Origin of the sequence: Mesorhizobium sp. M1312, assembly GCF_040318115.1 — a bacterium.
Classification (GTDB): domain Bacteria; phylum Pseudomonadota; class Alphaproteobacteria; order Rhizobiales; family Rhizobiaceae; genus Mesorhizobium.
This window is the reverse complement of the sequence record NZ_JAMYLQ010000026.1, coordinates 52,431-76,567: the sequence shown is the minus strand read 5'-3', so window position 1 is coordinate 76,567 and position 24,137 is coordinate 52,431. Positions and strand designations below refer to the sequence as shown.

The following is a 24,137-nucleotide window of genomic DNA, read 5'->3' as shown; positions in this document are numbered from 1 at the left end:
GGCGATTCCAATAGCGGCGATTGAACGGCCACGCAACTGGATTCAATGAAGCGCTTGGCGAAGGGCATAGGCCTCAGTCCTCCAGTGTTCCCGACCTTGCATCTGCGCTCTTCCTGTCGCCGACCAGCTTCAGCAGATCTTCGCCGGCGCGGATGATGCGCCGGGAACGCCGTGTCAGGATGATGCCCGCCTGCGGCGCGAACACCTGGGTGCGGCCGTCGGACTCACCTGGCGCATGGACGATGGTGGCAAGCCGCGCGCCCTTGGCTACGCTGTCGCCCGGCTTCACCTCGTAAAGGACCGCGCCAGCCCGGGGCGCCGGCATCATGTCGATGTTTTCGAGCGGTGCGACGATACCGCTGAAAGAATTGGGCCCGGCAAAGCTGCCGGGCGTGCGCAGCGTCTGATCTAGGATCACGCCGCGCCCCACCAGCAGCCGATAAAGCCCTTCGGCATCGGCGCCGGCCAAAGCGCCGTCGACATCGAGTATGCCGCGATACTCGACCGTGGTGGCGACGCGCCGGTCGAACCGCGCCACATCGGCAGGGACGTTCAGATACGGCGTGATCGAGGCGCCTTCGAAGGTGCCGTCGGTGTCCTCATCCCACAGGATTACCGCATCAACGCCCATGGCCGCCGCACAATCCGCCATGGCGGGCCACAGGTTGGCCTGGACATAGAGGTAGGCGAGGCCCTCGTCGTCGCAGTGCAGGTCGAGCACGATGTCGTGGCCGATCGACAGCTGCAGCAGCCGCGTCTTCAGCCGCTGGTCGGCAGTGCCAAGCGTGGTGTCCGGCAAGCGCGTCGTGTCCGGCGCGGCCAGCAGCGGAAAGCCGCGGTTGAAGTTGGTGCGCGTGCCCAGGTGGAAACGGCCCTGATGCTCGCCGAAATGATACTGGGCGCGGCCGATCGGATTGGCCTGGGGTACGATGGTGATATTGCCCTTGATGCGGCCTTCGGCTTCGGCCCTTTCAAGCATCGGCATCAGCGCGTCGATGGCGACGACGCCCGGCAGTTCGCCGGCATGCAGCGCGGCCTGCAGATAGGCCGAAGGTGCCGACTTGTCCGCTCCTTCGAAGCGAAACACTGGGAATTCGTAGGAAACGCCCTCGCTGTCGCCGGCGATGCGCTCGATCGATTTCTGCATGATACTCCTCCAGGAAAGAGGCCGAACACATGCCCTTTCGCCGATACGCTGTCGATTGGTCCAGTCTGCCGCGCTATGGGCGCAACTATTGCGCGGGGTGCGTCACCAGCAGCTGGCGGTCCAACGTCTGCGACATCACTGCCACGGCGACCGCCACCAGGGCGAGCGCTGCGCCAACCAGCGGCAGATTGGCATAGGACACGCCCAGCGAAAGTGCCACGCCGCCCACCCAGGCGCCGGCGGCATTGCCGATGTTGAAGGCGCCCTGGTTCAGCGTGGCGGCGAGGTTCGGCGCTTCGAAGGCCGCTTCGACGACACGGATCTGTAATGGCGGTACAATGACGAAGACGAGCAGGCCCCACAGGAAAACGATGAAGATGGCCACGGCTGCGATGGCGCCGAATTCGGCAAAGCCGACGAGCAGCAGCGCCAGCATCAAAAGCGTACCGATTACCGTCGGCATCAACTTCCAGTCGGCGAGCCTGCCGCCGATGATGTTGCCGATGGTCATGCCGCCGCCGAACAGCAGCAGCACCCATATTACGGTCGCGGTCGACAGGCCGGATACGTCGGTGAGGTAGGGCTTTATATAGGTGAAGACGGCAAACAGGCTGGCCGATGCCAGCGCCGAAATCAGCATGGCCAGCCACACTTGCAGCTTGCCGAGCACGCGCACCTCGCCGAGCAGGCCGCCGCCGCTCGGTTGGGTGATGCCGGCGGGCACCAGCCAGGCGATGGCTGCGACCGAGATAAGGCCGATCCCGACCACGGCCAGGAAGGTGGCGCGCCAGCCATAGGCTTCGCCGAGCGCGGTGCCGCCGGGGACGCCGAGGATGTTTGACAGCGTCAGGCCGGCGAACATCAGTGCGATGGCGCTGGCCCGCTTGTTGCGCGGCACCAGGCTGGCGGCGACGACCGAGCCGATGCCGAAGAAGGCGCCGTGACCGAAAGCGGTGAAGACGCGCGCCGCCATCAGCATCCAATAATTGGGTGCGATCGCGCACAAGAGATTGCCGACGACGAACAACATTGCCAGACCGACCAGCACCGGCTTGCGCGGCATTCGTGTCGTAGCCACCGCGATCACCGGCGCGCCGAAGACGACGCCGAGCGCATAGCCGGTGACCAGCAGGCCCGCCGACGGGATCGAAACGCCGAGGTCGGCGGCGACTTCGGGCAGCAGGCCCATGATGACGAATTCGGTGGTGCCGATACAGAAGGACGCGATGGCGAGCGCTAGGATCGGCAGGGGCATGGTGCGTCCACACTGAATCGGTTCAACGCAGACTGTCCGCGGATTCACGTGGCGCACAACCGCGATTGCTGCAATGCTGCATTGCAGAAAACGGACAGCAGATCGAGGTTGCCATTGCGCCTTGCCGCCTGCGGTGGATGCAGAGCGGAGGCCGAAGCCTATGCCAGCGGCTTCAGCTCCTGGGCGATGGTGGGCAGAAGTTCCGAGACATTGGGGTGAATATGGGTTGCCCGCGCGAGCGTGCTGACCGGCGCCTTGGCGTACATCAGATCAAGAACGCAATGGATCGCCTCGTCGCCACCGGGACCGAGCACCGAACAGCCGAGGATTTCCTTGGTGTCGGCGTCGACCAGGATCTTCATAAAACCTTGCGTCTCGCCTTTCTCGATGGCGCGGCCGACGCGGGTCATTGGCCGCTTGCCGACCAGCGCGCGACGGCCGGATTTTCTCACCGCTGTCTCGGTCATGCCGCAGCGGCCGAGCGGCGGATCGATATAGAGCGCGTAGGCCTCGATACGGTCGCTGACCTTGCGCGGATCATCGTCGAGCAGATTGGCGGCGACGATCTCGTAATCATTGTATGAGGTATGGGTGAAGGCACCCTTGCCGTTGCAGTCACCCATCGCCCAGATACCGGGCACGCTGGTGCGCAGCTGGTCGTCGACGACGATAAAGCCGCGTTTGTCGATCTCGACGCCGGCCTTGTCGAGGTTGAGATCGTCGGTGTTGGGCGTCCGGCCCAGCGCCAGCAATACATGCGAGCCGACCGCCGGCGCCTTGCCGGCGGTGAAGGTCACGGCAATCTCATTGCCCTGCCTGGCGAAGCTGATGTCATCGGCGCCGAGATGGACCGTGATGGCTTCGTTTTCGAGGATGGACAGGATGGCAGCCGAGGCATCCTCGTCCTCGCGGGCGATCAGCCGCGGGCTCTTTTCGATCACTGTGACCTCTGAACCGAAACGGCGGAACATCTGCGCGAATTCGAGCGAGACGTAGCTGCCGCCGACGACGACGAGATGGCGCGGCAGCACGTCGAGGTCCATCATCGATGAGTTGGTCAGGTACGAAATGTCGTTGACGCCCGGCAGGTCAGGCACCGAGGCACGGCCGCCGGTGTTGAGGAATATTTTTTCGGCGGTCAGAAGATCATCGCCGACGCGCACGGTGTTGGCGGATTCGAAGCGCGCATGGTCGCGATAAAGCGTGCATTTGTCCATGCCGGCAATCCAGCTTTCGAGATTGCCACGGGCGTCGTTCGACACCTTGTCCTTGCGCGCCTTGATCGCTCTGTAGTCGACGCCGACCGGACCGGAGAGCGTCACGCCGTAGTCGGCGGCGCGGCGAGCGAGATGCGCGGCATAGGCGCTGGCCACCATGGCCTTGGTCGGCATGCAGCCCGTGTTGACGCAGGTGCCGCCGACCAGTTTTCGCTCGATCAGCGCCACGCTCATGCCGGCCGCCGTCAGTTGGCCGGCGAGCGGCGGGCCGGCCTGTCCGGCGCCGATGATGATCGCGTCGAATGTCTTTGCCGTCATGCCACGGCCGCCACGACCAGCAGGCCGCCGACGATCGCCACCGTGTCCTCGATGAAGGCGGCCGGCGGGTCCTTGCCAAAAGCGATCGCCAGGCGTTTGCGCAGCTCGGCGCCGCCCAGCGTGCCGATCACCGCGCCGATGGCTCCGGCGATCAGGCCGCCGATGGTGGCGCCGCCGGTCGCGCCGATCACCGCGCCGGTGAAGGCGCCCATGACGATGCGTGCGCCGAACTGCTGCGGTACCTTGCGGCTCGGCGTCGATGGCAACTGGTCGGTGACCAGCTCGACGATGGCCAGGATAGTGAAGATGCCTACGGTCATCCAGTGCCCCAGGAAGCTGGCCCAGGTTCCAGCGACCGGCAGCCAGCCGAGATAAGCGCCCCAGGCGACGGCGGTAGGCGCGGTCATGGCGCGAAGGCCGGCAACGACGCCGATCAGAAATGCAAGGATGTACAGCAGGATTGATCCCCCTCGATCACACGGCCTGGGATAGCCCAGCCGAGGCAGGCTAGCATAGGATCGGCATTTGACCAGAGGCCTGCGATCTCTGGCGTTACCCGATTTTTATGGACCGTGCCTTGGCCCCACGTTGAAACAGCAGGGTAAGACAGGAGGGCATCGCCTTGAACAGAAGCGAGCGCGTAAAAATGGCGGCAGGCGAGTGGTACACTTGCCTCGACGCAGAGCTGGAGGCGATGCGGGTCATGGCCCGCGACGCGGTGTTCGAGCACAATTCGCTGCCGCCCCGGCAACGTGGGAACATCGGACCTGCCTTGAAGTCGCTGCTCGGCGTTGTGGGCGAGCGCGCCCGGATCGAAGCGCCGTTCCATTGCGCCTATGGCTTCAATGTCTTTCTCGGCGACGGCGTCTTCCTCAATGCCGCCTGCGTCATTCTCGATACGGCGCCAGTCCGCATTGGCAAGGGAACGCTGCTCGGCCCCAATGTGCAGATCTATTGTGCCGAGCACCACAAGGAGGCTGCCGGTCGACAGGCGGGTCTGGAGATCGCCAAGCCGGTCGAGATCGGCGACCATGCCTGGATCGGCGGCAGTGCCATCATCCTCGGCGGCATCAGCATCGGCGCCGGCGCCATTGTCGGAGCGGGTGCTGTGGTGACGCGCGACGTGGCGGCAAACACCACGGTCGTCGGCAACCGGCGCGGCCGGTCAGGCGCGGCTGAGCGTCCCGATCAGCGCGAGGCGGCGTATGCGTCCTGAGCGTTCTTCGAGAATTCGCGCCGGTACTGCGCGGGCGTGGTTCTGAGCCGCGCCGCGAAGTGCTGGCGCAGCGATGTGGCGCTGCCGAACCCTGACTCGAAGGCAACCATATCCATCGATTTTTCCGTCGCTTCCAGCAGCCGCTGCGCCAGCGCGACACGCTGATCGGTCAGCCAGTCGCCGAAGCTGGTGCCGATCGATTTTTGAAAGCGGCGCGTGAACGTCCGACGGGTGAGGCCGGCGGCGTCGGCGACACTGTCCAGGCTGTGCGTCTCGCCCAGCGTCTTGCGCACCGCATCGAGGGCCTGTGTAAAGCGGTCCGCATTGCCGGTCCTGGCGATGGGACGTTCTATGAACTGCGCCTGCCCGCCCTGCCGATGCGGAGAAAGCACGATCTGCCGGGCAAGCCGAAGAGCCGCTTCCACGCCGTACCGGGCCCGCACGATATGCAGACAGCAGTCGAGCCCGGCGGCGACACCGGCCGAAGTCACGACATCGCCATTGTCGATGTAGAGCACCTCCGGCTCGACGAGAATGTCGGGATAGAGTGCCTGCAGCTGATCTGTGTAGGCCCAGTGCGTCGCGGCTCGCCGCCCCGAAAGCAGTCCGGTCGCCGCAACAGCGAATGTTCCCAAGCACAGTCCGACAATCAGCGCGCCGCGTCGGTGGGCGCGACGCAGCGCTTCGATCAGTGCCGCTGGCGGTGAGACTTCGAGGTTCTTCCAGCTAGGCATGATGACGATGTCGGCGCTATCAAGCGCGGAAAGCCCGTGCGGGACGCTGATGGTCAGCCCCGCATCGGTGCGGATCGGCCCATTCTCAATCGCGCAGACCCGGAAATCGAAGCGCGGCAGGCCGAGCGCCGTGCGATCCTCTGCGAATACAAGGCACGGGACGGAGAGGTGGAACGGGCTGATGCCGTCGAAGGCGATGGCGGCAACGATCGGATCGGCCATGATGAGCACCAATGAGGGTTAAATCCGAATTGTCCCAATTCTTTCGAACAATGTCAATCGGGACACTTTTTACGGACCGATGCCGAGCCTATCCTCGACCCACCAATATCAAACGGGAAAGGAAAACCCATGTCGGAAAAAGCGCCACGCCGTGCCCTCATCGTCGTCGACGTTCAGAACGACTATGACGGCGGCAACCTCGCCATCAAGCACCCGCCGTTTCGCGAGAGCGTCGTGAACGTGGCGCGGGCGATGGACGCGGCCACCGAGTCGGGCGTCAAGGTCGTGGTTATCAAGCAGTTGGCGCCGGAAACGTCACCGGTCTTCGCCAAGGGCAGCCATGGCGCAGAATTGCATCCCGAGATATCAAGGCGAAGCCGCGATCACTACATCGAAAAGGCCTTGCCAAGCGCCTTCACCGGCACCGACCTTGAGGAGTGGCTGCGCGCCAACGCTATCGATACGATTACGGTCGTCGGCTACATGACGCATAATTGCGATCTGTCGACGGTCATCCACGCCGTCCATATGGGCTTTGCGGTCGAGTTCCTGTCGGATGCAACGGGATCGTTGCCCTATGCCAACAGCGCCGGCTACGCCTCGGCCGAGGACATCCATCGCGTGGTGACTGTTATCCTGCAGTCGCGCTTTGCGGCCGTTCTCAAAACCGCCGAATGGATTGACTGCCTGAAGACCGGCGTGCTGCCCGAGCGCGATACGCCCTACGCCTCCAACCAGCGCGCGCTGGCACGCAACGCGGCTTAGGCTAAGTCAGATGTTCAGCCCGCCCGCAAACGGCGGTCTCCCGCGTTCCGTACTAATTTAAGGCCAATTATTGAAATCGGCGCTGCCTCTCATCGCCCTGCCGGGCACTTCTCCCCGTGAACAACGGGGAGAAGGGAACTGGCCGCAACGTTGGCGTTCCCCCCTCTCCCCGTTTTTCACGGGGAGAGGGTAAGGGTGAGGGGCAGCGCAAACGCCCGGAATGGGCACGTGTGACGGACGAATTCCGTCTTCGATTTCGTCTCGTCACCGGACCAAATAGCTCTCAGAACAGGCCTTCGATCTGGCCTATCTCGTTCAGGAAGATCTTCTCCGAGGACGGCGCCTTGGGCAGGCCGGGCATCGTCATGACCTCGCCGCAGATGACGACGATGAAGCCGGCGCCGGCAGACAGCCTGACCTCGCGCACCGGCACGGTATGGCCGGTCGGCGCGCCGCGCAGGTTCGGATCGGTCGAGAACGAATACTGCGTCTTGGCCATGCAGACCGGCAGGTGGCCATAGCCGGCGTGCTCCCAGGCGTGGAGCTGGTCGCGCACCGACTTGTCGGCGATCGCTTCGGAACCGCGATAGATGCGCTGGACGATGGTGTTGATTTTCTCGAACAGCGGCATCGCGTCGGGATAGAGCGGCGCAAACTGCGACGCGCCGGATTCGGCAAGCGCCACCACCCTACCGGCGAGCTCCTCGATGCCGGCCGAGCCGTGGGCCCAGTGCTTGCACAGGATCGCCTCTTCGCCCATCGAGGCGACGTAGTCCTTCATCGCCTGGATTTCAGCGTCGGTGTCGGAATAGAAATGATTGATGGCGACCACCGCCGGCACGCCGAACTGCCTGATATTCTCGACGTGACGGCCGAGATTGGCGCAGCCCTTCTTCACCGCCTCGACATTCTCCTTACCGAGGTCTTCCTTCTTGACGCCGCCATTCATCTTCATGGCGCGCACGGTGGCGACGATGACGGCTGCCGCCGGCTTCAGGCCAGCCTTGCGGCACTTGATGTCGAAGAATTTTTCGGCACCGAGATCGGCGCCGAAACCGGCTTCGGTGACGACATAGTCGGCAAGCTTCAGCGCCGTCGTGGTGGCGACGACCGAGTTGCAGCCATGCGCGATGTTGGCGAACGGGCCGCCATGGACGAAGGCCGGGTTGTTCTCCAGCGTCTGCACGAGGTTGGGCTGCATGGCGTCCTTGAGCAGCACGGCCATGGCGCCGTCGGCTTTGAGGTCGCGGGCGTAGACGGCCGACTTATCGCGGCGATAGGCGACGATGATGTCGCCGAGGCGCTTTTCCAGGTCCTTCAGGTCGGTGGCGAGGCACAGGATCGCCATGACCTCCGAGGCGACGGTGATGTCGAAGCCGCCCTCGCGTGGAAAGCCGTTGGCGACGCCGCCGAGCGAGCAGATGATCTCGCGCAGCGCCCGGTCGTTCATGTCCATGACGCGGCGCCAGACGACGCGGCGGATGTCGATGCCGAGCTCGTTGCCCCAGTAGATGTGGTTGTCGATCAGCGCCGAAAGCAGATTATGCGCCGTGGTAATGGCATGGAAATCGCCGGTGAAGTGGAGGTTCATGTCCTCCATCGGCACGACCTGCGCATAGCCGCCGCCGGCAGCACCGCCCTTGACGCCGAAATTCGGCCCGAGCGAGGCCTCGCGGATGCAGACGATCGCCTTCTTGCCGATGCGATTGAGACCGTCGCCGAGGCCGACCGTCGTCGTCGTCTTGCCTTCGCCGGCCGGCGTCGGGTTGATAGCGGTGACGAGGATCAGCTTGCCGTCCTTGTTTGCCTTCACCGACTTGATGAACTCGGCCGAGATCTTCGCCTTGTCGTGGCCGTAAGGCAAAAGGTGCTCGCTCGGAATGCCGATCTTCTGGCCGATCTCCTGGATCTGCTTCTTGTCGGCGGCGCGCGCGATCTCGATGTCGGACTTCACTTCGGCCATGGCGGCTTTCCTCTGGATTGGACGGTGGAGGGGACGGGTTTGATCAGTGTGGTCGCAAGCCTGTTCGAAACAGCCTGGCACTGCAGGCAAGGGCACGTTCTAACCCTGTCGCTGCCGTGGGGTCAACTTGTATGCAACTATGTTTCCTCTAGAGAAAGGCGGCTCTGTTTCCCGGTCGACCTGTCCCGGATCTTCGCGCCCGGTTGTCGCGCCGTATAGAAGCCAGAGCACGCGCCGTCCTGCCGTCTCAAAACAGCCGCGGAATGCACGGAATGCGACAGGGTTCGAGCGCCGGTCGGCGCTTCGAGCGGTCGCGTCAGAATGCGCCGATCTGGTGCATCAGCCCCAGGCCGTCAAGCTGGCCGAAATGCTCGACCACGAGGCCGTTCTCAACGCGATCAATGTTAATCACACCAACCGACACGCGATTTCCGCTCGGTTCGACACCATGGAAGATGCCGGTGTGCGTGCCCTGAAAGCGGCAGCGCGTGACCACCTTGTCGGCATCGCTGACATAGTCGTCGATGACGTGATGTCCGTTCGGGAATCCGACAAAGAACTCGGTCAGGGATTTGCGCCAGTCATCGAAGCCGATCGGGTTGGCGCTGCCGAGATGAACGGCGAGATATGGAGAGACCAGACTGGCCAGTTTGTCCCAGTCTTGCGTGTCGATTGTGGCATAAAAGTTTCGGGCAACTTCCCGGATATCCATCGCGTGTCCTCGCTGGCTGCCGCCCAGCGGTTGAACGACGACGAGGCAGTCAGGTTCCGCTCGCCGCGATATGCGGCCGAACTATTGCCTCGACACGTTGCCGATTCGACCAGGGACAGCGGTGATTTCAAGCCAGACGTCTTTCACCATTCGCTTCCTTCACCGATCCAGAACGGACCTGACCTCGACGAGGTTCGATCGCACCCTAAGCACATAGAAACCCATCGTGGTGAGGTGGGTGGGCATGATCCAGCCATCCTCGCGGCCGTTGGAGATTATCAAAGGCTGGATGGCGAGCGCTGCCTTGAGCTGGCCTTCCACGCTGTTCCACAGTGGCGTGAGGCCGCGATTGTCGAGGATCTGCTGGAAGTCGTGGTGCGCTGCCGTCAGGATGCCGTAATAACCGTAGAGCTGGCCGTAGGCGAACCAGAAGCGGTCGTCAGCGCGCGTGTCGAACCAGCCGCTGTTGAAGTTCTGCGAACGGTCGCGGATCAGGTCCGACGTCGAGCCTATGTCACTCGCGATCCGGTCGACGAACTGCAACAGGTTGTCGGCGCGCGCGTTGAAGACAACCTCGCATTTCATGAGCCGGTCGTTGAAGGCACGAAGGCTGTTCCCCGCCGTGCGATAGAAACTCGGCGTCGGGGTTTTCGGACCAAAGGGCCTGAGGCCGAAATACCAGGTTTCCTCGTCGAAGGTGATCGCGCCGCGCGCATCCTGCAGGTTCTGGTCGATCTGGCTGGTGCCGCGGACGCGGCCCAGCGTGTCGACAAGCTCGACCGCGGTGCGCCGAATGGCCTGATTGACCCCGCGCTGGAACGAGGCCTTGTTGTCGAGAAACGGCGTGCGGTCCCAGTCCATGCCGAAGAACCCGAGCTTGTAGAGTATCATCGACGAGATCCAGGCGTTCTCGTTGACGTTGAAATCGATGAGATCGGCCGCGACCTGGACTATGGCCGAGTTGGTGCAGGTCTTGACCTCTCCCTCGACGCCAGCGGTTTCCCCCGTGGCGGAAGGAGCGGGCTGGGCCGGAGCGGTTCCGGCCGGCTGCTTGAAATTGTATGCCTCCGCATAGGCGGGATTGAAATTGCTCCAGACCTGCGTGTTCCAGATGAAGTAGCCGTAGAGGCCGATCAGCGCGAGCAGGGCGAGGCCGAGCACCGCCTTCAGGATCCAGCCGCGCTGTGTGTACCAGTGCCCGGCCCACATGAAAGGCCATAGGATCACGCCGACGGCTAAGCCGATGCCGCGGCCGACCCACTGGAACATCCGTGTGAAGAAGTTCACGATCGGATCAAGCATGGCGATGTCACCCCCTCGTCAGTCAGCCAAGAATTCGATAAGGTTAGGCATTCAATCGGTAAGGCCGTAGAGGCGTGTGCGAAACGCCACCTTGTCTTTCAGATATGTGGTTTTCAGAACGTCCACAACATGTGATCGCCAGGCATCGCTGAAGCCGTCATAGTCCCTGTAGAAGCCCGGTTTGTTGAAGACGTAGCGCGAGACGAAGTCCTGCGGCACGAAATCCGAGATCAGCTGGTTGGTCAGCCAGGCGTCGGGATGGCCGGGCTTGGCCCGGATCGCCAGGAAACGCTGCTGCGGGAACACGTCCTCGATCTTGAGATAGCCGAGGTGAGCGATCTCGCGCTTGGCGGCGTTGAGAAAGGGAAAATTACCGTCCCTGGTGATCAGGTCTGCATGGCCGTGAATCCAGGTCTGCAGCCAGACCTTGTCGACGTCGGTCAAGTTGCGGTCGGGCTCGGCGTCGCGGATCAGCGCGCGTACCACCATCTCGGCGCGGTGTTCGAGATAGCCGGATGTTTCGATCCACGAGGCACGCGGCAGTTCGATGCGGCCGGTCGCGGCGAGGAACTTGAACACCCTGTCGGCATCGTTGATCGAGAGGTAGCTCACTTGCCACGGCCGCGAGCGGCGGAAGCCGGGTGCTGCCGGGTCGCTGATCACCGTCGTCATATCAGGGTCGATGAACACATAGAGGCCGCCGAAATGGCTGGTCCAATAGGCGCTGTGGCGAAAGATCACCTGATCTGGCACAAGCGCGTTCTCGCGGATGTCGCCGCAGATCTTGGCAAGCTCGACCATGCGGGTGAGCATGGCGCTGTCGCGCCAGGCGTCGGGCTCCTGCTTCAGCTGGTCGACGAGCTTGCCGAGTTCGGCGGCCTTGCCCAGCACGTCCTCCGCCGACAGCACCTTGAACTCGACCTGATTGATCGACAGCAGATCCTCGATGTCGGCGACCTTGGGGACCGAATCCTCGATCTCGCCATAGATGACATCCTTGATGGTCAGCGCGTCGATGGCGCGCTGATTCTTCGACATGAACTCGAACATTAGTTGCGAGGTGTTGGAAAAGGCGGTGTGCACCACCGGCAGGTCGATCTGCGACGGCGTCAGGATGATGAAGCGGCGGTTGATCTCGTTAGGGTCGAGGTAGTTGTAGTCGCCGCATTCTTCGGCCACCTGCGGCGAGAAGCCGGTGCGGTCGATCTCGAAGCTCTTCAGCTTCGTCGGCTTCAGGCCGAAGGCGACCAAAGCCTTGTTGTAGCGCTGGATGAGATGCGGCTCGTCAATGGTCAGCAGCCGGCCATAGATCAGCTCATTCTCGCGCAGCAGATCGGATTTCCTGGCGGGGCTCATGCTTCCTTCTCCCCGTTCACGGGGAGAAGGTGCCCGAAGGGCGGATGAGGGGCGGCGCAGACGCTCATCATCTTTCACTCAACGGTGAAGAGGGTAGAAATTTCGCGTCGACAGCAACCATTTTCTGATTAGCCGACCATCCAGGGCCGCAACGATCGTATCCAGCACGCTCTTGCGGGCCGTCAGAACCTCCGAGTGCCAAACCCTTAACACCGACCAACCGTTCCTGTTCATGGTATCATCCCTGTATCGATCCTGAGATCGATTTACGTGCTGACTTCCATCGACCTCCACAACCAGATTGACTTCGCGGCAGGCGAAGTCGGCGAAATAGGGACCGATCGGCAGTTGGCGAACAAATTTGTGGCCGTTCAATCGTCGCCCGCGCAGTTCGTGCCATAGCCATTCCTCCGCATCATTCTCGACTTTTCGAAGCTGCCTGGCCCTCGCCACCTTCGGCTCGTTTCCACCACGCATAGCGCTGCCCCTCATCCGCCCTTCGGGCACCTTCTCCCCGTGAACGGGGAGAAGGGAGAAGCGCCGGGCTCAAGCATTCCACAGGCCCTTCTTCTTCAATTCCTCGATCTCGCGCACCGCGCGGTCGCGCAGGCGGGTGTCGCGGATCAGCTTGGTCACCGCCGCGTCGTCGGACTTGTCGGAGTAGCGGAACTCCGAGTCGGCGTAGCGGTTGACCTCCTGCATCACCATGTCCATCGAGAACGGCCCGCGCAGTTCCTCGATCATCGCCTTCTTGTCGTCGTAGCTCTTGTGCATGAAGACCTCCGGCTTCTCGAACCATTCATCCGGCAGCTCGATGTCCATGGCGCGCATCTTGATTGCGTCGGTGACGTTCTTGATGGCGCGGCCGGTGAAGCGCGGCTCGGCCTCCTTGATCATGTGCAGATAGGTGCCGATGTCGGCCATCGATTTCGGTGCACCGTTCTCCTTCATGTAGCGCTCATAGACCTTCATCAGCCCGTCTTCCTTGGGCTTTTCATGCTCTTCATAGGCTTCCATCACTGCGCGCTGGATCTCCTGGGCGGCGTAGAGCTTGTGGTCGCCAAGCGGGATCTTGTGGTTCTTGCCGGCGAGCAGCACGAAGATGTCGATGTAGTCGTCGCGCGTTTGTGGCCCATCGACCAGCCAGCGGGCGCCGGCGCGCTGGCGCAGCGCGTCGTCGACGTTTTCGGGATAGTTGGAGAACATGCCGAAGGAGCAGTTGCCGCGCACCACCGTGCCGGCGCCCCCGAACGCGTCCATCAGGACACCGGTGATTTCCTGCTGGCCTGCCGAGGCGCGATCGTCGGAGCGGCGTGCCGCCACCTGGTCGATATCATCGATGGTGCCGAAGCCGATGACGCGCGGGTTCAGCACATTGTTGATGAACTGGCGGCAGTTCTGGCCCGATTTGCCCTGATAGGAGGAAATCTGGTCGACGCCGAAATTCTCATAGGCGAAGGAATAGCCGGCGACCTGGCAGTAGCCGTTGACGAGACCGGCGATCATCTGGATCAGCGTCGTCTTGCCGGTGCCCGGCGCGCCGTCGCCGATGAAGGTGAACAGGAAGCCGCCGAGCTCGACGAAGGGATTCAGCTCGCGCTCGAAGTCGTAAGCCATCAGCATCTTGGCCAGCTTCACCGACTGGTACTTGGCGATATGGTTGCCGACGACCTCTTCCGGCTTCTTGAAGGTCATCACCAGCGGCTTCGACCGCTTGCCCGGCGCGACGTCGAAGCCGTCGAGAGTGAAGTCGTCGACGTCGATGCGGATATGCGCGTTCTCGAACGGACCGATGCCGTCGAAGCGGCCCTTTCGCGCCAAAAGCCCGTCGATGGCGACACGGGCGAAGGCGCGCGCCCGGGTCATCAGATCGGCGTCGTCCTTCGCGCCTGATATCGCCCTGTCGAGGCCGGCGAGGATCGACTTCACCGCATCCTGCGGCGTATCGAACAAGAAGTCCGGCTCGGGCGTGTCGTTCGGTGCCTCGCCGTCGCTGTCGATCAGCTGGAACAGATAGGAGGCGAGGCTGAAGGCCGAAATATAGGCCGAGGCCGACAGCAGCTTCTTGAAGGTAGCAGCCTCGTCGCCTTCGAGCGGGGCGCGGGCGTTTTTCGCCTTCAGGCTTTCGAGGTCTGAACCTTCGGCGAAGACATCAGCGATGGCCAGCGCGATCGCCAGCCCGCGCCGGGTGCGAAACAGCAGCATGTGCTGCGCAATGCTCAGCAGCTGGTCGCCGGGATGCACGGCGGCGACGGTCTTGGAAAGCTCGACCTCGCGCGTGCGGCGCACCGAGCCGACCGAGACGGTCGAGACGAAGCGGCGGTTGGTGCCGGCCAGCGCTGTCCCGGATTCCCGCGACGGGTCCTCCAGCACGACGATGCGGGTGATGAAGCTCTGCGCGGTGGCGCGGTGCTTTTCGATTGCCGCTTCCGAAATCGTGGTCAGGCCGGTGTCCATGAAGGATGCTCCGCGGTTTGACGGTCAGACGTCACTGATGACCTGTCCTTTGGACAAGATGTGGACCTTGTAGCCGGAAAAGATCTTCTGCGCCTCGCCGGCGGCGTAGAGCGCCTGATAGGCCTCATGCGGGATCAGCGCATGCTTCTCGTAGCTCGACACGCCTTGGCGCGCGGCCTCGAGATCGTCGGTGTCGATGAAAAATTCCTGCGTTGTCTTCTCGTTCGAAAACAGCCCCTTGCGGCCGGGCTTTTCGGCCTTGGAGTAGACCTCCTGGATGGTCCAGGTCAGCAGCCAGGCGTTTTCCGGCTTGCGCACCTTATCCAGAACGTCGCTCACCGTCGAATTGTTGTCGGTAATCCCGGCCGAATAGAACGGGCCGAGCACGACGCGGCGCAGCTGCTTGGGGTGGAGTTGCTCGAAATCCTTGTCGAGGTTGACGGCGATCGTCGCCGGCGACAGCGTGTAGGCGGAATTCTTCTCGGTGAAATCGTCGAAGCGGCGGGCTAGCTCGGGATTGAGCAGCCCTTCGACGGGCAGCGGGATGTCGACCTTGTCGTTGAGCTTGCCATTGCGGTCGACAAGCTGCCCGATCATCTCTTCGGAGGAATCCTCGACCGTCACCGTGTAGACCAGCGGCAGGTTGGCGCTGCCGTCGAAGGCGGCCCAATGGACGAGGTAGTAGGGCCGCCCGGTCTTCGGATTGACCGAGACTTTTGCCGTCTGCGCCAAGGTGAACGGCCCGAAGGTCGTCTCGCTCCTGACGCCCTCCAGATAGAGCCGCTCGGCCATCGACTTCTGCAGCGCCTCGGGGAATTCCTTGTGGCGGAGGACGAAGTCGGCCATTTCCTCGCGCAGCTCGTCGGCCAGCGGTATGTTGGCGAGACGCGTATCGGCCTGGCGGCGGTCATTCTCCAGCTCGAGCACGTTCTGGAAGACCGGAAAGCCGCTTTCGGCGCGCGAAATGCGGAACGTCTCCATGAAACCCAGCCGGTTGCGCCAGCAGGAAAACGAATTGTCGAGCCGCGCAATGTACTCGGCGACGATCTTGGCGACGATGCCGTGCCGGTAGAGCGGCGAGCGATCGTCGCGCATGAACACTTCGAGGCCGCTGAGTGCCGCCGTGATCGCCGAGAAATAACGCGTTGCCGCTTCGTTTTCGGGGGTCATGCAGCCAGCCCTTGGGAGCGATGCGAGTGCAGCAATTACGACTGCACGTAGTTCGCCGAATTGTGCTTCTTCATCACATCGTCGAAGCGGCGGGCAAAGGCATCGTCGGCCAGCTTCTTGCGGCGCTGGATGTCGGCAGTCGCCACCATGTTCTTCTCGTGCATTTCGAGAAGATCGCCGATGTGCTTCTGCGAGGCCGCGCCGATGCCGGCCATGGTCTCCTCGGCGGTGTTGTCGACCTGGCTGCCCAGCGTGTTGATCTTGTGGGCGACGTCCTGCTGGGCGGCCGTCTTCAGTGAATCTTCCAGCGCCTTGTAGAGCACGATGCGCTGCTCGGTATCGATGGTCAGCTTGTTGATCAGCGTCGACTGCGCCGCGATCTGGTTGTTCAGCGAATCGACAAAGGTCTGGAACATCGAGGTGTAGCGCTCCAGCGTCTGGCTTTCGGCCAGCAGCTCCTGCTCCTTGGCCTGCTTTTCGTTGTATTCCGTGGCCAGTTTCGAACGCTCGCCCTCAAGCTGCGTGCGCTCCTTCTGGCTGGTCGAGGCGGCGATCTTGTTCTCAATGTCGAGCAGCATCGGATTGAGCTCCTCGATGCGCTTCTGCACGGTCTCGAGACTGGACATCGTCGCCTTGCGGCGCTCGATCACCTGCGACAGGCTCGCCTCGGAGGTCTTGTAACGCTGGTCGAGGATCTGCTTCTGCGCCTTGAGGATGCCGACGATGGTGTCGGATTTCGCCAGAAGCTCCTGCAGATTGCCGGCCAGCGACATGTTACGGACGCGGTCGGTGCGCATGCGTTGCTTGCTCTGGTCGGAAAATATGCCGACGAAGCTTTCCCAGCCGGTGTAGTTCTTCATGCTCTCGAATTCGGCGCCGAAGACGTTGGTGGCGTCCTCCAGCCCGATGATCAGGTCGGCGATGTTGCCTTCCATCACCTTCTGCTGCTTCAGCACATCCTCGATGCGGGCGTTCTCGAGGTCGAAATTGGCGTCGCCGATCTTCTTGTCGGTCTTGGCGAGCGTGTCGAGCACCGTGCCGGACTGCTCGATTTTGGTGCGCATGTCCTGCACGACCTGCTTGGTCTTGGCAATTTCGGCATCGAAATTCTGCAATGTCGCCATTGGGGCCTCCCACTTCGGCATTTGTTCGTGTTGCGAACCGCCGCGAATATATGTGCGGCATTGGGGGAAGGGAAGGCGGAAGATTAGGAGTTTGCGAAGGATAGCGCCGAAACCCGACACAAAAAACCCGCCTCGGCGGCGGGTCGTTGGCGCAATCAGCACCATACTCAAACCAATAGCATAACTGCCGTCACAAAGCAACGAATAGCTCACCGATCGCGGTTCTTCTTGCCGCAGTTCTCCCCCCTCCGTCCTCGCACCGTTCGATCCATGCGCACGCAACGCGGAATAGCGCTGGTCAGGCTTGATGCATGTCGCCCAAAAGTGCGCAGCGGTTTTGGGACAACGACACGCATAACAACGAGAACTGAAGCGCGTCGCGCTAAGACGCGACGCGCCTTAGGTGAAGCCGATGAAATCGTCGGGCGCGGCGCGGCCCATTTCTTCTTCCCAGTGGCGGCGGCAGAGCGAGACATAGACATCCTTGCCGATCGCCACCTGTTCGCCCTGTCTCGCCACCTTGCCATCCGCGCCGAGGCGCACGACCATCGTCGCCTTGCGGCCACAGCGGCAGATGGTGCGCACCTCGCGCAGATCGTCTGATATCGCCAGAAGCGCGCGCGAGCCGGAAAACAGCTTGCCTTGGAAATCGGTGCGCAGGCCGTAGCACATCACCGGGATATCAAGCCGGTCCGCGATGCGGGCGAGCTGCCACGCCTGCTCCTCCTCGAGGAACTGCGCCTCGTCGACGAAGACGCAATGCACGGTGGTGTGGTCGTGATGCTCGGCGACCCGGGCGAACAGATCGTCGCCGTCGCGGAACATCTCGGCCTCCGTCTCCAGGCCGATGCGCGACGAGATCAGCCCGGTATCGCCCTTGCGGTAATGGCCGGCGACGAACAGCATCGTCGCCATGCCGCGCTCGCGGTAATTGTACGAGGCCTGCAGCAGCATCGTCGTCTTGCCGGCATTCATCGTCGCATAGTGGAAGTACAGTTTGGCCATGCCGCCTTTTAAGCCGAGTTGTCCCGGCGCGGGGAGGGGGCGTCCCTACATTCCACCGGAAAAGCGGCGAACGTGTCGCTGATCGGCCAGCCCGCGCCGTTGATCGCGATTGTCTTACCGCTTGAAACCGCACCAGAATGGTGTTTGGCTGACGAAACAAGGCGGAGACAAAACCGCAACTTCGCTTCGCCGATAGATCACAATGGGAGAATACATGATGTCGCGTATGCAACTATTCGCCGCCGGCTTCGGTCTGGCGGCATTTCTTTCCGCGAGCGGCGCACTCGCCGCCGAGCCGGAAAGCTGCAAGCCGGTGCGTTTTGCCGATGTCGGCTGGACCGACATCACCGCCACCACCGCTACCGCCAGCGTCATCCTCGAAGCGCTCGGCTACGAACCCGACGTGCAGGTGCTGTCGGTTCCGGTCACCTACACCTCGCTGAAGAACAAGGACGTCGACGTCTTCCTCGGCAATTGGATGCCGACCATGGAAGCCGACATAAAGCCCTATCTCGAAGACAAGTCGGTCGAGACGGTCGTGACCAACCTCGAAGGCGCGAAGTATACGCTCGCCGTGCCGCAGCACACCTATGACGCCGGTCTCAAGGATTTCGCGGATATCGCCAAGTTCAAGGACAAGCTCGACAACAAGATTTACGGCATCGAAGCCGGCAATGACGGCAACCGCCTGATCCTCGACATGATCGCCGCCGACAAGTTCGGCCTGAAGGACTTCGAGCTCGTCGAAAGCTCGGAGGCTGGCATGCTGTCGGCGGTGCAGAAAGCGGCCGCATCGGGCGAAGACGTGGTCTTCCTCGGCTGGGAGCCGCATCCGATGAACGCCAACATCAAGATGGCCTATCTGTCGGGCGGCGACGAGGTGTTCGGCCCGAATTTCGGCGGCGCGACCGTCGCCACCAATGTCCGGGCCGGCTACACCACCGAATGTCCGAACGTCGGCGCGCTGCTCAAAAACATGGTGTTCTCGCTCAAGATGGAAAACGAGATCATGGGTGCGATCCTCAATGAAGGCGCCGATCCGAAGGCCGCGGCTACCGAATGGCTCAAGGCCAATCCGGACGCGATTACGCCATGGCTCGCCGGTGTGACGACCTTCGACGGCGGTGACGCCGCGGCCGCCGTGAAAACCGCGCTGGGTTCGTAGGAGACTTACACCCTCCCCCTTGCGGGAAGGGTCGGTGCGGCGCGCGCCACGGTGGGGGTGGTGCAGAACGGAGCATAACCGTGACCACCCCACCCCGCTCCGCTGAGCGGTTCGACCCACCCCGCCAGGGGAGGGTGAAGAAGAATGAGGGGACATTTGCCATGGATCCAGTTTCGCAACTGATTTCGAGCTTCAAGATCCCGATCGGGCGGTGGGGCAAGACCTTCTTCGACTTTCTGACCACCAATTTCGAGTGGTTTTTCGACAGTATCGCCGACGGGCTCACCGTCGTTCTCGACGGGCTGGTCGATCTTTTGCTGCTCGTCCCGCCGGTTCTCCTGGTAGCTGCCATAGCTGGGCTAGCCTGGTACCTTCAGAAATCATGGAAGCTGGCGCTTGCCGTCGCGCTCGGCCTCCTGTTCATCGTCAACCAGGATCTCTGGCAAGAAACCGTCGAGACGCTGGTGCTGGTCGTGGGCGCCGCTGCGGCCTCCATGGCCATCGGCGTGCCGATCGGGATCTGGGCGGCGCATAACGAGCGTGGCTACCGCTATCTCCAGCCAATCCTCGACCTGATGCAGACTATGCCGACATTCGTCTACCTAATCCCGGTGCTCATTCTCTTCGGCCTGGGCATCGCTCCCGGCCTCATCGTTACCGTCATCTTCGCCGCTCCCGCACCGATCCGCCTGACGCATCTCGGCATCACCTCGGTGCCGAAGCCGATGATCGAGGCCGGCGAAGCCTTCGGCGCGACAAAACGCCAGCTCCTGTGGAAAGTAGAGCTGCCGGCGGCGCTGCCGACCATCATGGCGGGGCTGACGCAGTGCATCATGCTCTGCCTCTCCATGGTCGTGATCGCTGCGCTCATCGGCGCCAACGGCCTTGGTAAGCCGGTGGTGCGCGCGCTGAACTCGGTCAACATCCCGCTCGGGCTCGAAGCTGGCCTCGCCATCGTCGTGCTCGCCATCATCCTCGACCGCATCAGCCGCATCGGCACGGGAGCCGCCAAATGAGCGCTGCGGTCGATTTCAGAAATGTAGACATCGTCTTCGGCGCGGCGCGCAAGGAAGCGCTGGCGCTCGTAGACAGGGGCGCGACGCGTCAGGAAATCCTGGAAAAGACCGGCGCCGTGCTCGGCTGCGCCGGCGCCAATTTGACCGTCAACGAGGGCGAGATTTCCGTCCTGATGGGCCTCTCCGGCTCCGGCAAATCGACGTTGCTCCGCGCCGTTAACCTGCTCAACGTGCCGGCGCGCGGCAACGTCATGGTCAAGGACGGCGACCGCATGATCGATGTCGCGGCCTGCGACGCCGCCACGCTGCGCCACATCCGACAGACGCGGGTCGCCATGGTGTTCCAGCAGTTCGGTCTTCTGCCCTGGCGCACCGTCGCGGAAAATGTCGGATTCGGCTTGGAGCTTTCCGGCGTGCCCGAAGCCGAGCGTAAGGCGCGCGTGGCACGCCAGTTGAAGCTCGTCGGCCTCGACCAGTGGGCGTCGAAATACGCCCATGAGCTTTCCGGCGGCATGCAGCAGCGCGTCGGGCTGGCGCGTGCGTTTGCCACCGAAGCGCCGATCCTGCTGATGGACGAGCCGTTCTCGGCGCTCGACCCACTGATCCGGACCAAGCTGCAGGACGAGTTGCTGCAGCTTCAGGCCGAACTGAAGAAGACCATCATCTTCGTCAGCCACGACCTCGAGGAGGCGCTGAAGATCGGCAGCCACATCACCATCATGGAAGGCGGGCGCATCGTGCAGACCGGCGCGCCGGAAGACATCGTGCTGCGCCCCGCCAACGACTATGTCCGCGACTTCATCGCCAATGTGAATCCGCTCTCGGTGCTGACCGCCTGGAACGTGATGCGCGACCGCCGTGACCTCGAGCACGGCGAGGACGGCTGGGTGTGGCTCGACCGCCGCAAGACGACGCGTTTCAAGATCGACGAGCACGGGCTGGTGGCGGCGGCCGAGCGCGACGGCAAGCCGGCGTTCTGGGTGTCGTGCGCCGATGTCGAGGCGCAGCCGGAGGAGACGACGCAGGTATTCTGGGCCAATCCCGGCACCTCGCTGAAGACGGTGATGCTGGCCATGCACCGCTCGCAGACCGCACCGGTGGCGCTGTTCGACGACCAGTCGCGCTTCGTCGGCGCCATCGGCATCAGGGACGTGTTGAGTGCGGTGCTGCGGCGGTAGCTATTCTAAACGAAACGTCCCGTATCGTTTCTGCGCCGCTTGGCGGCGGTCTCATATAGGCACGGACTCGTGAACGGTCGCGCCCGCCGGGAAGGCGGTTTGTAAGCGGCTCAAAATGGACGCCCGCTTTTGCCTATGCCAGAATAAACGCGAAATTCTTGCGCGCTGTTGCCGGTTCCGATGCCTGAGATCGTCACCAAACCCCGCACCAAAACGAAGCCGCAAATCGAACGGCCGAAGCTCTACAAGGTTATCCTCCTCAATGACGATTTCACGCCGCGCGAGTTCGTGGTGACGGTGCTCAAAGGCGAATTCAAGCTGAGCGAAGACCAGGCACGGCGGGTGATGATCACCGCGCACCAGCGCGGCGTCTGCGTCGTCGCCGTCTTCACCAGGGACGTCGCCGAGACCAAGGCGGCGCGGGCGACCGATGCCGGCAAGGCCAAGGGCTATCCGCTGATGTTCACGACGGAGCCTGAGGAGTAGTGCTCCTTCCTGGCCTTGGCTCCCCGTCTGTGCCGTTGACAATTGGCGAAACCAATTCGCGACCGCGTCTTTCTTCCCGTCACTATACGGCGAGAAATGTCCGGCAGGACAATGAGGGGCGGCGCCGGGTGCCAATACTTAACTTAGGTTGCTCGTGGAGATTGCTAATCACTTCAGGCTGGCGCCGCCCCTCATCCGCCTGCCGGCACCTTCTCCCCGTGAACGGGGAGAAGGGAAGCTACCGCCCCTCGCGGTACCACATCGAGCCCAATGCCAGAAGCAGCAGGCCGAGGCCGAGGAACCCGCCGAACAGCGGCACGCGCGAGACGGCCTTCAGCACGCTGTCGTCGGTGTTGCGCAGGCCGATCCAGTCGTTGCCGGACGCCGCGCCCGTGGAGCGGACCGGGACGACCGACGGCAGCGTCACGCCGCCGGTGAGGTTGCCAAGGGCCGATGATGGCGCCAGCCGGCGCACGCTGCCGCCGGTGGCCTCGGCCGGCGCTTTCAGCCGGTTCTCGGTGGAGACGACGTCGGTGAATTCCGGCGCATTGACCGGGCCGACATGGGCAAGCGCCTTCAGGTCGCCATTGCCGACCTGATAGAGGCCGATCTCGCTGGTCTCGATGCTGCCCAGGAAGACGCCGGGTTCGGCTCTCTCTAGCTTGACGGTCATCGCCTTGCCGGACGGGGTGATGATCTGCGCCGGGCCGGGATCGTCGCTCATCGTCTGGCGGCGGATTTCCAGCATCATGCCGCGGCCGTCGGCGGTCAGCCGCTCCTCCTCGAGTTCGGGCTCCTTCATCAGCCAATGGGCAATGCGGCGATAGAGCTGGACATGCGGGCCGCCGCCCTCGAAGCCGCGCGCCCATAACCAGCCCTGGTCGGACAGGAACATGCCGACGCGGCCTTCGCCCTTGCGGTCGAGCAGCAGCAGCGGACGGTTGTCGGCGCCCTTCATCACCGCCTCACCCTCGGGGTTTTCGACGCCGATAGTGCGGAACCAGCGGCTCCAGTGCGGCGGCTCGGTGGCGGAGCCGTCGAGCCCGCGCGTCACCGGATGGCGCTGGCCGAGTTCGGTGAGGCGCGGGTAGAAGGCCTTGTCGACGACTTCGCCGGTCGGCATCGCCGGCAGCGCCGACATCAAAGGCGTGCGGGCGATGGAGCTTTCGCCGGCATATTCGGGCCCTGCCGCGATCAGCAGCGCGCCGCCCTTTTCGACATATTCGGCGATGTAGTCGTAGTAGAGGATCGGCAGCACGTCGCGGTGTTGGTAGCGGTCGAAGATGATCAGGTCGAAATCCTTGATCTTCTCGACGAACAGTTCGCGCGTCGGGAAGGCGATCAGCGACAGTTCGTTGATCGGCGTGCCGTCCTGCTTTTCCGGCGGCCGCAGGATGGTGAAGTGGACCAGATCAACCGAGGCGTCGGATTTCAGCAGATTGCGCCAGGTACGCTCGCCGGCATGCGGCTCACCGGAAACCAGCAGCACGCGCAAATTCTCGCGGATGCCGTCAATCAGCGCGATGGCGCGGTTGTTGGTGTCGGTGAGTTCATCGGGCTCGGGGTCGATCGCGAGTTCGACGATGTTGCGGCCGGCGCCGGGAATGGTCACTTGCAGCGGCATGGCCTGGCCGATGGTGGCGCGCTCGACCGAAACTTGCTCGCCATTGACCGACACGCGCACATCGACCGAGCCGGCCTCGTTGTTGGTGCCGATGACACGATAGGTCATTTCGAGTGGCTTGCCGACCAGACCGAAGCGCGGCGCATTCTCGAAGCGGATGCGGCGATCCTTTTCCTGGTCATTGCCGGTGATCAGCGCGTGCAGCGGGGCGTTGAAGTCGGGCGTGCCGCCGGGGGCGTCATGCACCTCGCCATCGGTGATCATGATGGCGCCGCCGATGCGCGAGGGCGGCACGTCTCGGAAAGCGCTTTCAAGCGCGCCGAAAAGCCGCGTTTCGGTGCGCTCTTCGGCGGCTTCCGACTTGCCGGCCTCGACGACGCGGACGTCGAACTGCTTGAAGCGGCCGAGACGCTGCTGAAGCCCGGTTAGCGCCTCGTCGGTCTGCTTGGTGCGCTCGCCAATGTCTTGGCTGTGGCTGCGGTCGACGACGACGGTGACGACGCTTTTCAGCGCCTCGCGCTCTTCGTCGAGGAACACCGGGTTGAGCAGGGCCGCACCCAGCGCGAGCAGGCCGGCGAGACGGAAGACCGCGCCGCGCTGGCGAAACCACAGACCGACCAATGCCAGCAGCAACAGCGGCGCCAGCACCAAGCCGAGCAGCGGCCAAGAGATGAGCGGTTCGAAGGCGAGCGACCAGTTCATGGC

The 24,137-nt window shown here is 63.1% G+C and carries 21 protein-coding genes; 6 read left to right on the top strand and 15 right to left on the bottom strand.

Features of this window, described 5'->3' with window-relative positions:
• Positions 1-73: 73 nt before the first annotated feature.
• The 4 genes from NKH36_RS25500 to NKH36_RS25485 all read right to left on the bottom strand — a co-directional run bounded on the left by NKH36_RS25500 (position 74) and on the right by NKH36_RS25485 (position 4,395).
• On the bottom strand, positions 74-1,147 hold the full coding sequence (locus NKH36_RS25500) for a M14 family metallopeptidase (protein WP_352961454.1): 1,074 nt from the start codon (positions 1,145-1,147) through the stop codon (positions 74-76).
• 85 nt (positions 1,148-1,232) lie between these two features.
• The gene (locus NKH36_RS25495) at positions 1,233-2,402 is read right to left on the bottom strand and encodes an MFS transporter (RefSeq protein WP_352961457.1); all 1,170 of its coding nucleotides are present in this window, start codon (positions 2,400-2,402) and stop codon (positions 1,233-1,235) included.
• 158 nt (positions 2,403-2,560) lie between these two features.
• Positions 2,561-3,937 carry an FAD-containing oxidoreductase gene (locus NKH36_RS25490; RefSeq protein ID WP_352961459.1) on the bottom strand — a complete coding sequence of 459 codons (1,377 nt, stop codon included), beginning with the start codon at positions 3,935-3,937 and terminating at the stop codon, positions 2,561-2,563.
• Positions 3,934-4,395 (bottom strand): DUF4126 domain-containing protein, encoded by a 462-nt coding sequence (locus NKH36_RS25485; RefSeq protein WP_352961514.1) that lies wholly within the window; start codon positions 4,393-4,395, stop codon positions 3,934-3,936. The genes NKH36_RS25490 and NKH36_RS25485 overlap by 4 nt, the downstream gene beginning before the upstream one ends.
• A 164-nt stretch (positions 4,396-4,559) precedes the next feature.
• Between NKH36_RS25485 and NKH36_RS25480 the strand changes: the two genes are divergently transcribed.
• Entirely contained in the window at positions 4,560-5,153 is a 594-nt protein-coding gene (locus tag NKH36_RS25480; RefSeq protein ID WP_352961462.1) for a sugar O-acetyltransferase, read from the top strand.
• On the opposite strand, the gene NKH36_RS25475 is transcribed toward NKH36_RS25480, so the two are convergent.
• A complete protein-coding gene (locus NKH36_RS25475) occupies positions 5,126-6,109 on the bottom strand; it encodes a helix-turn-helix domain-containing protein (RefSeq protein ID WP_352961465.1) in 984 nt (327 codons plus the stop codon). The genes NKH36_RS25480 and NKH36_RS25475 overlap by 28 nt on opposite strands.
• 129 nt (positions 6,110-6,238) lie before the next feature.
• Here NKH36_RS25475 and NKH36_RS25470 point away from each other — a divergent pair, with 129 nt between their 5' ends.
• Positions 6,239-6,874 (top strand): cysteine hydrolase family protein, encoded by a 636-nt coding sequence (locus NKH36_RS25470; RefSeq protein ID WP_352961467.1) that lies wholly within the window; start codon positions 6,239-6,241, stop codon positions 6,872-6,874.
• Positions 6,875-7,157: 283 nt separating this feature from the next.
• On the opposite strand, the gene NKH36_RS25465 is transcribed toward NKH36_RS25470, so the two are convergent.
• The 9 genes from NKH36_RS25465 to NKH36_RS25425 all read right to left on the bottom strand — a co-directional run bounded on the left by NKH36_RS25465 (position 7,158) and on the right by NKH36_RS25425 (position 17,963).
• Positions 7,158-8,837 (bottom strand): formate--tetrahydrofolate ligase, encoded by a 1,680-nt coding sequence (locus NKH36_RS25465; protein WP_352956315.1) that lies wholly within the window; start codon positions 8,835-8,837, stop codon positions 7,158-7,160.
• Between the two features lie 316 nt (positions 8,838-9,153).
• Complete coding sequence (locus NKH36_RS25460) at positions 9,154-9,549, bottom strand: ester cyclase (protein WP_352961469.1); 396 nt, start codon at positions 9,547-9,549, stop codon at positions 9,154-9,156.
• A gap of 159 nt (positions 9,550-9,708) precedes the next feature.
• Positions 9,709-10,851 carry a DUF2333 family protein gene (locus NKH36_RS25455; protein WP_352961472.1) on the bottom strand — a complete coding sequence of 381 codons (1,143 nt, stop codon included), beginning with the start codon at positions 10,849-10,851 and terminating at the stop codon, positions 9,709-9,711.
• A gap of 51 nt (positions 10,852-10,902) precedes the next feature.
• Positions 10,903-12,207 (bottom strand): DUF6638 family protein, encoded by a 1,305-nt coding sequence (locus NKH36_RS25450; protein ID WP_352961475.1) that lies wholly within the window; start codon positions 12,205-12,207, stop codon positions 10,903-10,905.
• 78 nt (positions 12,208-12,285) lie between these two features.
• The gene (locus NKH36_RS25445) at positions 12,286-12,684 is read right to left on the bottom strand and encodes an endonuclease domain-containing protein (protein WP_352961478.1); all 399 of its coding nucleotides are present in this window, start codon (positions 12,682-12,684) and stop codon (positions 12,286-12,288) included.
• A 69-nt stretch (positions 12,685-12,753) separates the two neighbouring features.
• A complete protein-coding gene (locus tag NKH36_RS25440; RefSeq protein ID WP_352965033.1) occupies positions 12,754-14,664 on the bottom strand; it encodes an AAA family ATPase in 1,911 nt (636 codons plus the stop codon).
• Positions 14,665-14,688: 24 nt separating this feature from the next.
• Positions 14,689-15,834: a hypothetical protein gene (locus NKH36_RS25435; RefSeq protein ID WP_352961484.1), complete on the bottom strand. Its 1,146-nt coding sequence runs from the start codon at positions 15,832-15,834 to the stop codon at positions 14,689-14,691.
• Positions 15,835-15,869: 35 nt separating this feature from the next.
• On the bottom strand, positions 15,870-16,958 hold the full coding sequence (locus NKH36_RS25430) for a hypothetical protein (RefSeq protein ID WP_352961486.1): 1,089 nt from the start codon (positions 16,956-16,958) through the stop codon (positions 15,870-15,872).
• 399 nt (positions 16,959-17,357) lie between these two features.
• The gene (locus tag NKH36_RS25425) at positions 17,358-17,963 is read right to left on the bottom strand and encodes a thymidine kinase (protein WP_352961489.1); all 606 of its coding nucleotides are present in this window, start codon (positions 17,961-17,963) and stop codon (positions 17,358-17,360) included.
• 217 nt (positions 17,964-18,180) lie between these two features.
• Here NKH36_RS25425 and NKH36_RS25420 point away from each other — a divergent pair, with 217 nt between their 5' ends.
• From NKH36_RS25420 to clpS, 4 genes are all read left to right on the top strand, one after another.
• Positions 18,181-19,128, top strand: a complete 948-nt coding sequence (locus tag NKH36_RS25420; protein ID WP_352961492.1) for a choline ABC transporter substrate-binding protein — start codon at positions 18,181-18,183, stop codon at positions 19,126-19,128.
• A gap of 161 nt (positions 19,129-19,289) precedes the next feature.
• Positions 19,290-20,144, top strand: a complete 855-nt coding sequence (gene choW, locus NKH36_RS25415) for a choline ABC transporter permease subunit (RefSeq protein WP_095494431.1) — start codon at positions 19,290-19,292, stop codon at positions 20,142-20,144.
• A complete protein-coding gene (gene choV / locus NKH36_RS25410) occupies positions 20,141-21,322 on the top strand; it encodes a choline ABC transporter ATP-binding protein (protein WP_352961495.1) in 1,182 nt (393 codons plus the stop codon). The genes choW and choV overlap by 4 nt, the downstream gene beginning before the upstream one ends.
• 180 nt (positions 21,323-21,502) lie before the next feature.
• Positions 21,503-21,808, top strand: coding sequence for an ATP-dependent Clp protease adapter ClpS (gene clpS / locus NKH36_RS25405; RefSeq protein WP_352961498.1), 306 nt, complete (start codon positions 21,503-21,505; stop codon positions 21,806-21,808).
• 238 nt (positions 21,809-22,046) lie between these two features.
• On the opposite strand, the gene NKH36_RS25400 is transcribed toward clpS, so the two are convergent.
• The gene (locus NKH36_RS25400) at positions 22,047-24,134 is read right to left on the bottom strand and encodes a hypothetical protein (RefSeq protein WP_352961501.1); all 2,088 of its coding nucleotides are present in this window, start codon (positions 24,132-24,134) and stop codon (positions 22,047-22,049) included.
• Between the last annotated feature and the right edge of the window lie 3 nt (positions 24,135-24,137).

Bases quoted from the DNA above. Each gene is read 5' to 3' on its own strand.
- NKH36_RS25455 (WP_352961472.1), bottom strand. From the start codon at position 10,851: ATGCTTGATCCGATCGTGAACTTCTTCACACGGATGTTCCAGTGGGTC.
- choW (WP_095494431.1), top strand. From the start codon at position 19,290: ATGGATCCAGTTTCGCAACTGATTTCGAGCTTCAAGATCCCGATCGGG.
- NKH36_RS25400 (WP_352961501.1), bottom strand. From the start codon at position 24,134: ATGAACTGGTCGCTCGCCTTCGAACCGCTCATCTCTTGGCCGCTGCTC.
- NKH36_RS25420 (WP_352961492.1), top strand. From the start codon at position 18,181: ATGTCGCGTATGCAACTATTCGCCGCCGGCTTCGGTCTGGCGGCATTT.
- clpS (WP_352961498.1), top strand. From the start codon at position 21,503: ATGCCTGAGATCGTCACCAAACCCCGCACCAAAACGAAGCCGCAAATC.
- NKH36_RS25465 (WP_352956315.1), bottom strand. From the start codon at position 8,837: ATGGCCGAAGTGAAGTCCGACATCGAGATCGCGCGCGCCGCCGACAAG.
- NKH36_RS25460 (WP_352961469.1), bottom strand. From the start codon at position 9,549: ATGGATATCCGGGAAGTTGCCCGAAACTTTTATGCCACAATCGACACG.
- choV (WP_352961495.1), top strand. From the start codon at position 20,141: ATGAGCGCTGCGGTCGATTTCAGAAATGTAGACATCGTCTTCGGCGCG.
- NKH36_RS25450 (WP_352961475.1), bottom strand. From the start codon at position 12,207: ATGAGCCCCGCCAGGAAATCCGATCTGCTGCGCGAGAATGAGCTGATC.
- NKH36_RS25445 (WP_352961478.1), bottom strand. From the start codon at position 12,684: ATGCGTGGTGGAAACGAGCCGAAGGTGGCGAGGGCCAGGCAGCTTCGA.
- NKH36_RS25495 (WP_352961457.1), bottom strand. From the start codon at position 2,402: ATGCCCCTGCCGATCCTAGCGCTCGCCATCGCGTCCTTCTGTATCGGC.
- NKH36_RS25440 (WP_352965033.1), bottom strand. From the start codon at position 14,664: ATGGACACCGGCCTGACCACGATTTCGGAAGCGGCAATCGAAAAGCAC.
- NKH36_RS25500 (WP_352961454.1), bottom strand. From the start codon at position 1,147: ATGCAGAAATCGATCGAGCGCATCGCCGGCGACAGCGAGGGCGTTTCC.
- NKH36_RS25425 (WP_352961489.1), bottom strand. From the start codon at position 17,963: ATGGCCAAACTGTACTTCCACTATGCGACGATGAATGCCGGCAAGACG.
- NKH36_RS25435 (WP_352961484.1), bottom strand. From the start codon at position 15,834: ATGACCCCCGAAAACGAAGCGGCAACGCGTTATTTCTCGGCGATCACG.
- NKH36_RS25470 (WP_352961467.1), top strand. From the start codon at position 6,239: ATGTCGGAAAAAGCGCCACGCCGTGCCCTCATCGTCGTCGACGTTCAG.
- NKH36_RS25475 (WP_352961465.1), bottom strand. From the start codon at position 6,109: ATGGCCGATCCGATCGTTGCCGCCATCGCCTTCGACGGCATCAGCCCG.
- NKH36_RS25490 (WP_352961459.1), bottom strand. From the start codon at position 3,937: ATGACGGCAAAGACATTCGACGCGATCATCATCGGCGCCGGACAGGCC.
- NKH36_RS25430 (WP_352961486.1), bottom strand. From the start codon at position 16,958: ATGGCGACATTGCAGAATTTCGATGCCGAAATTGCCAAGACCAAGCAG.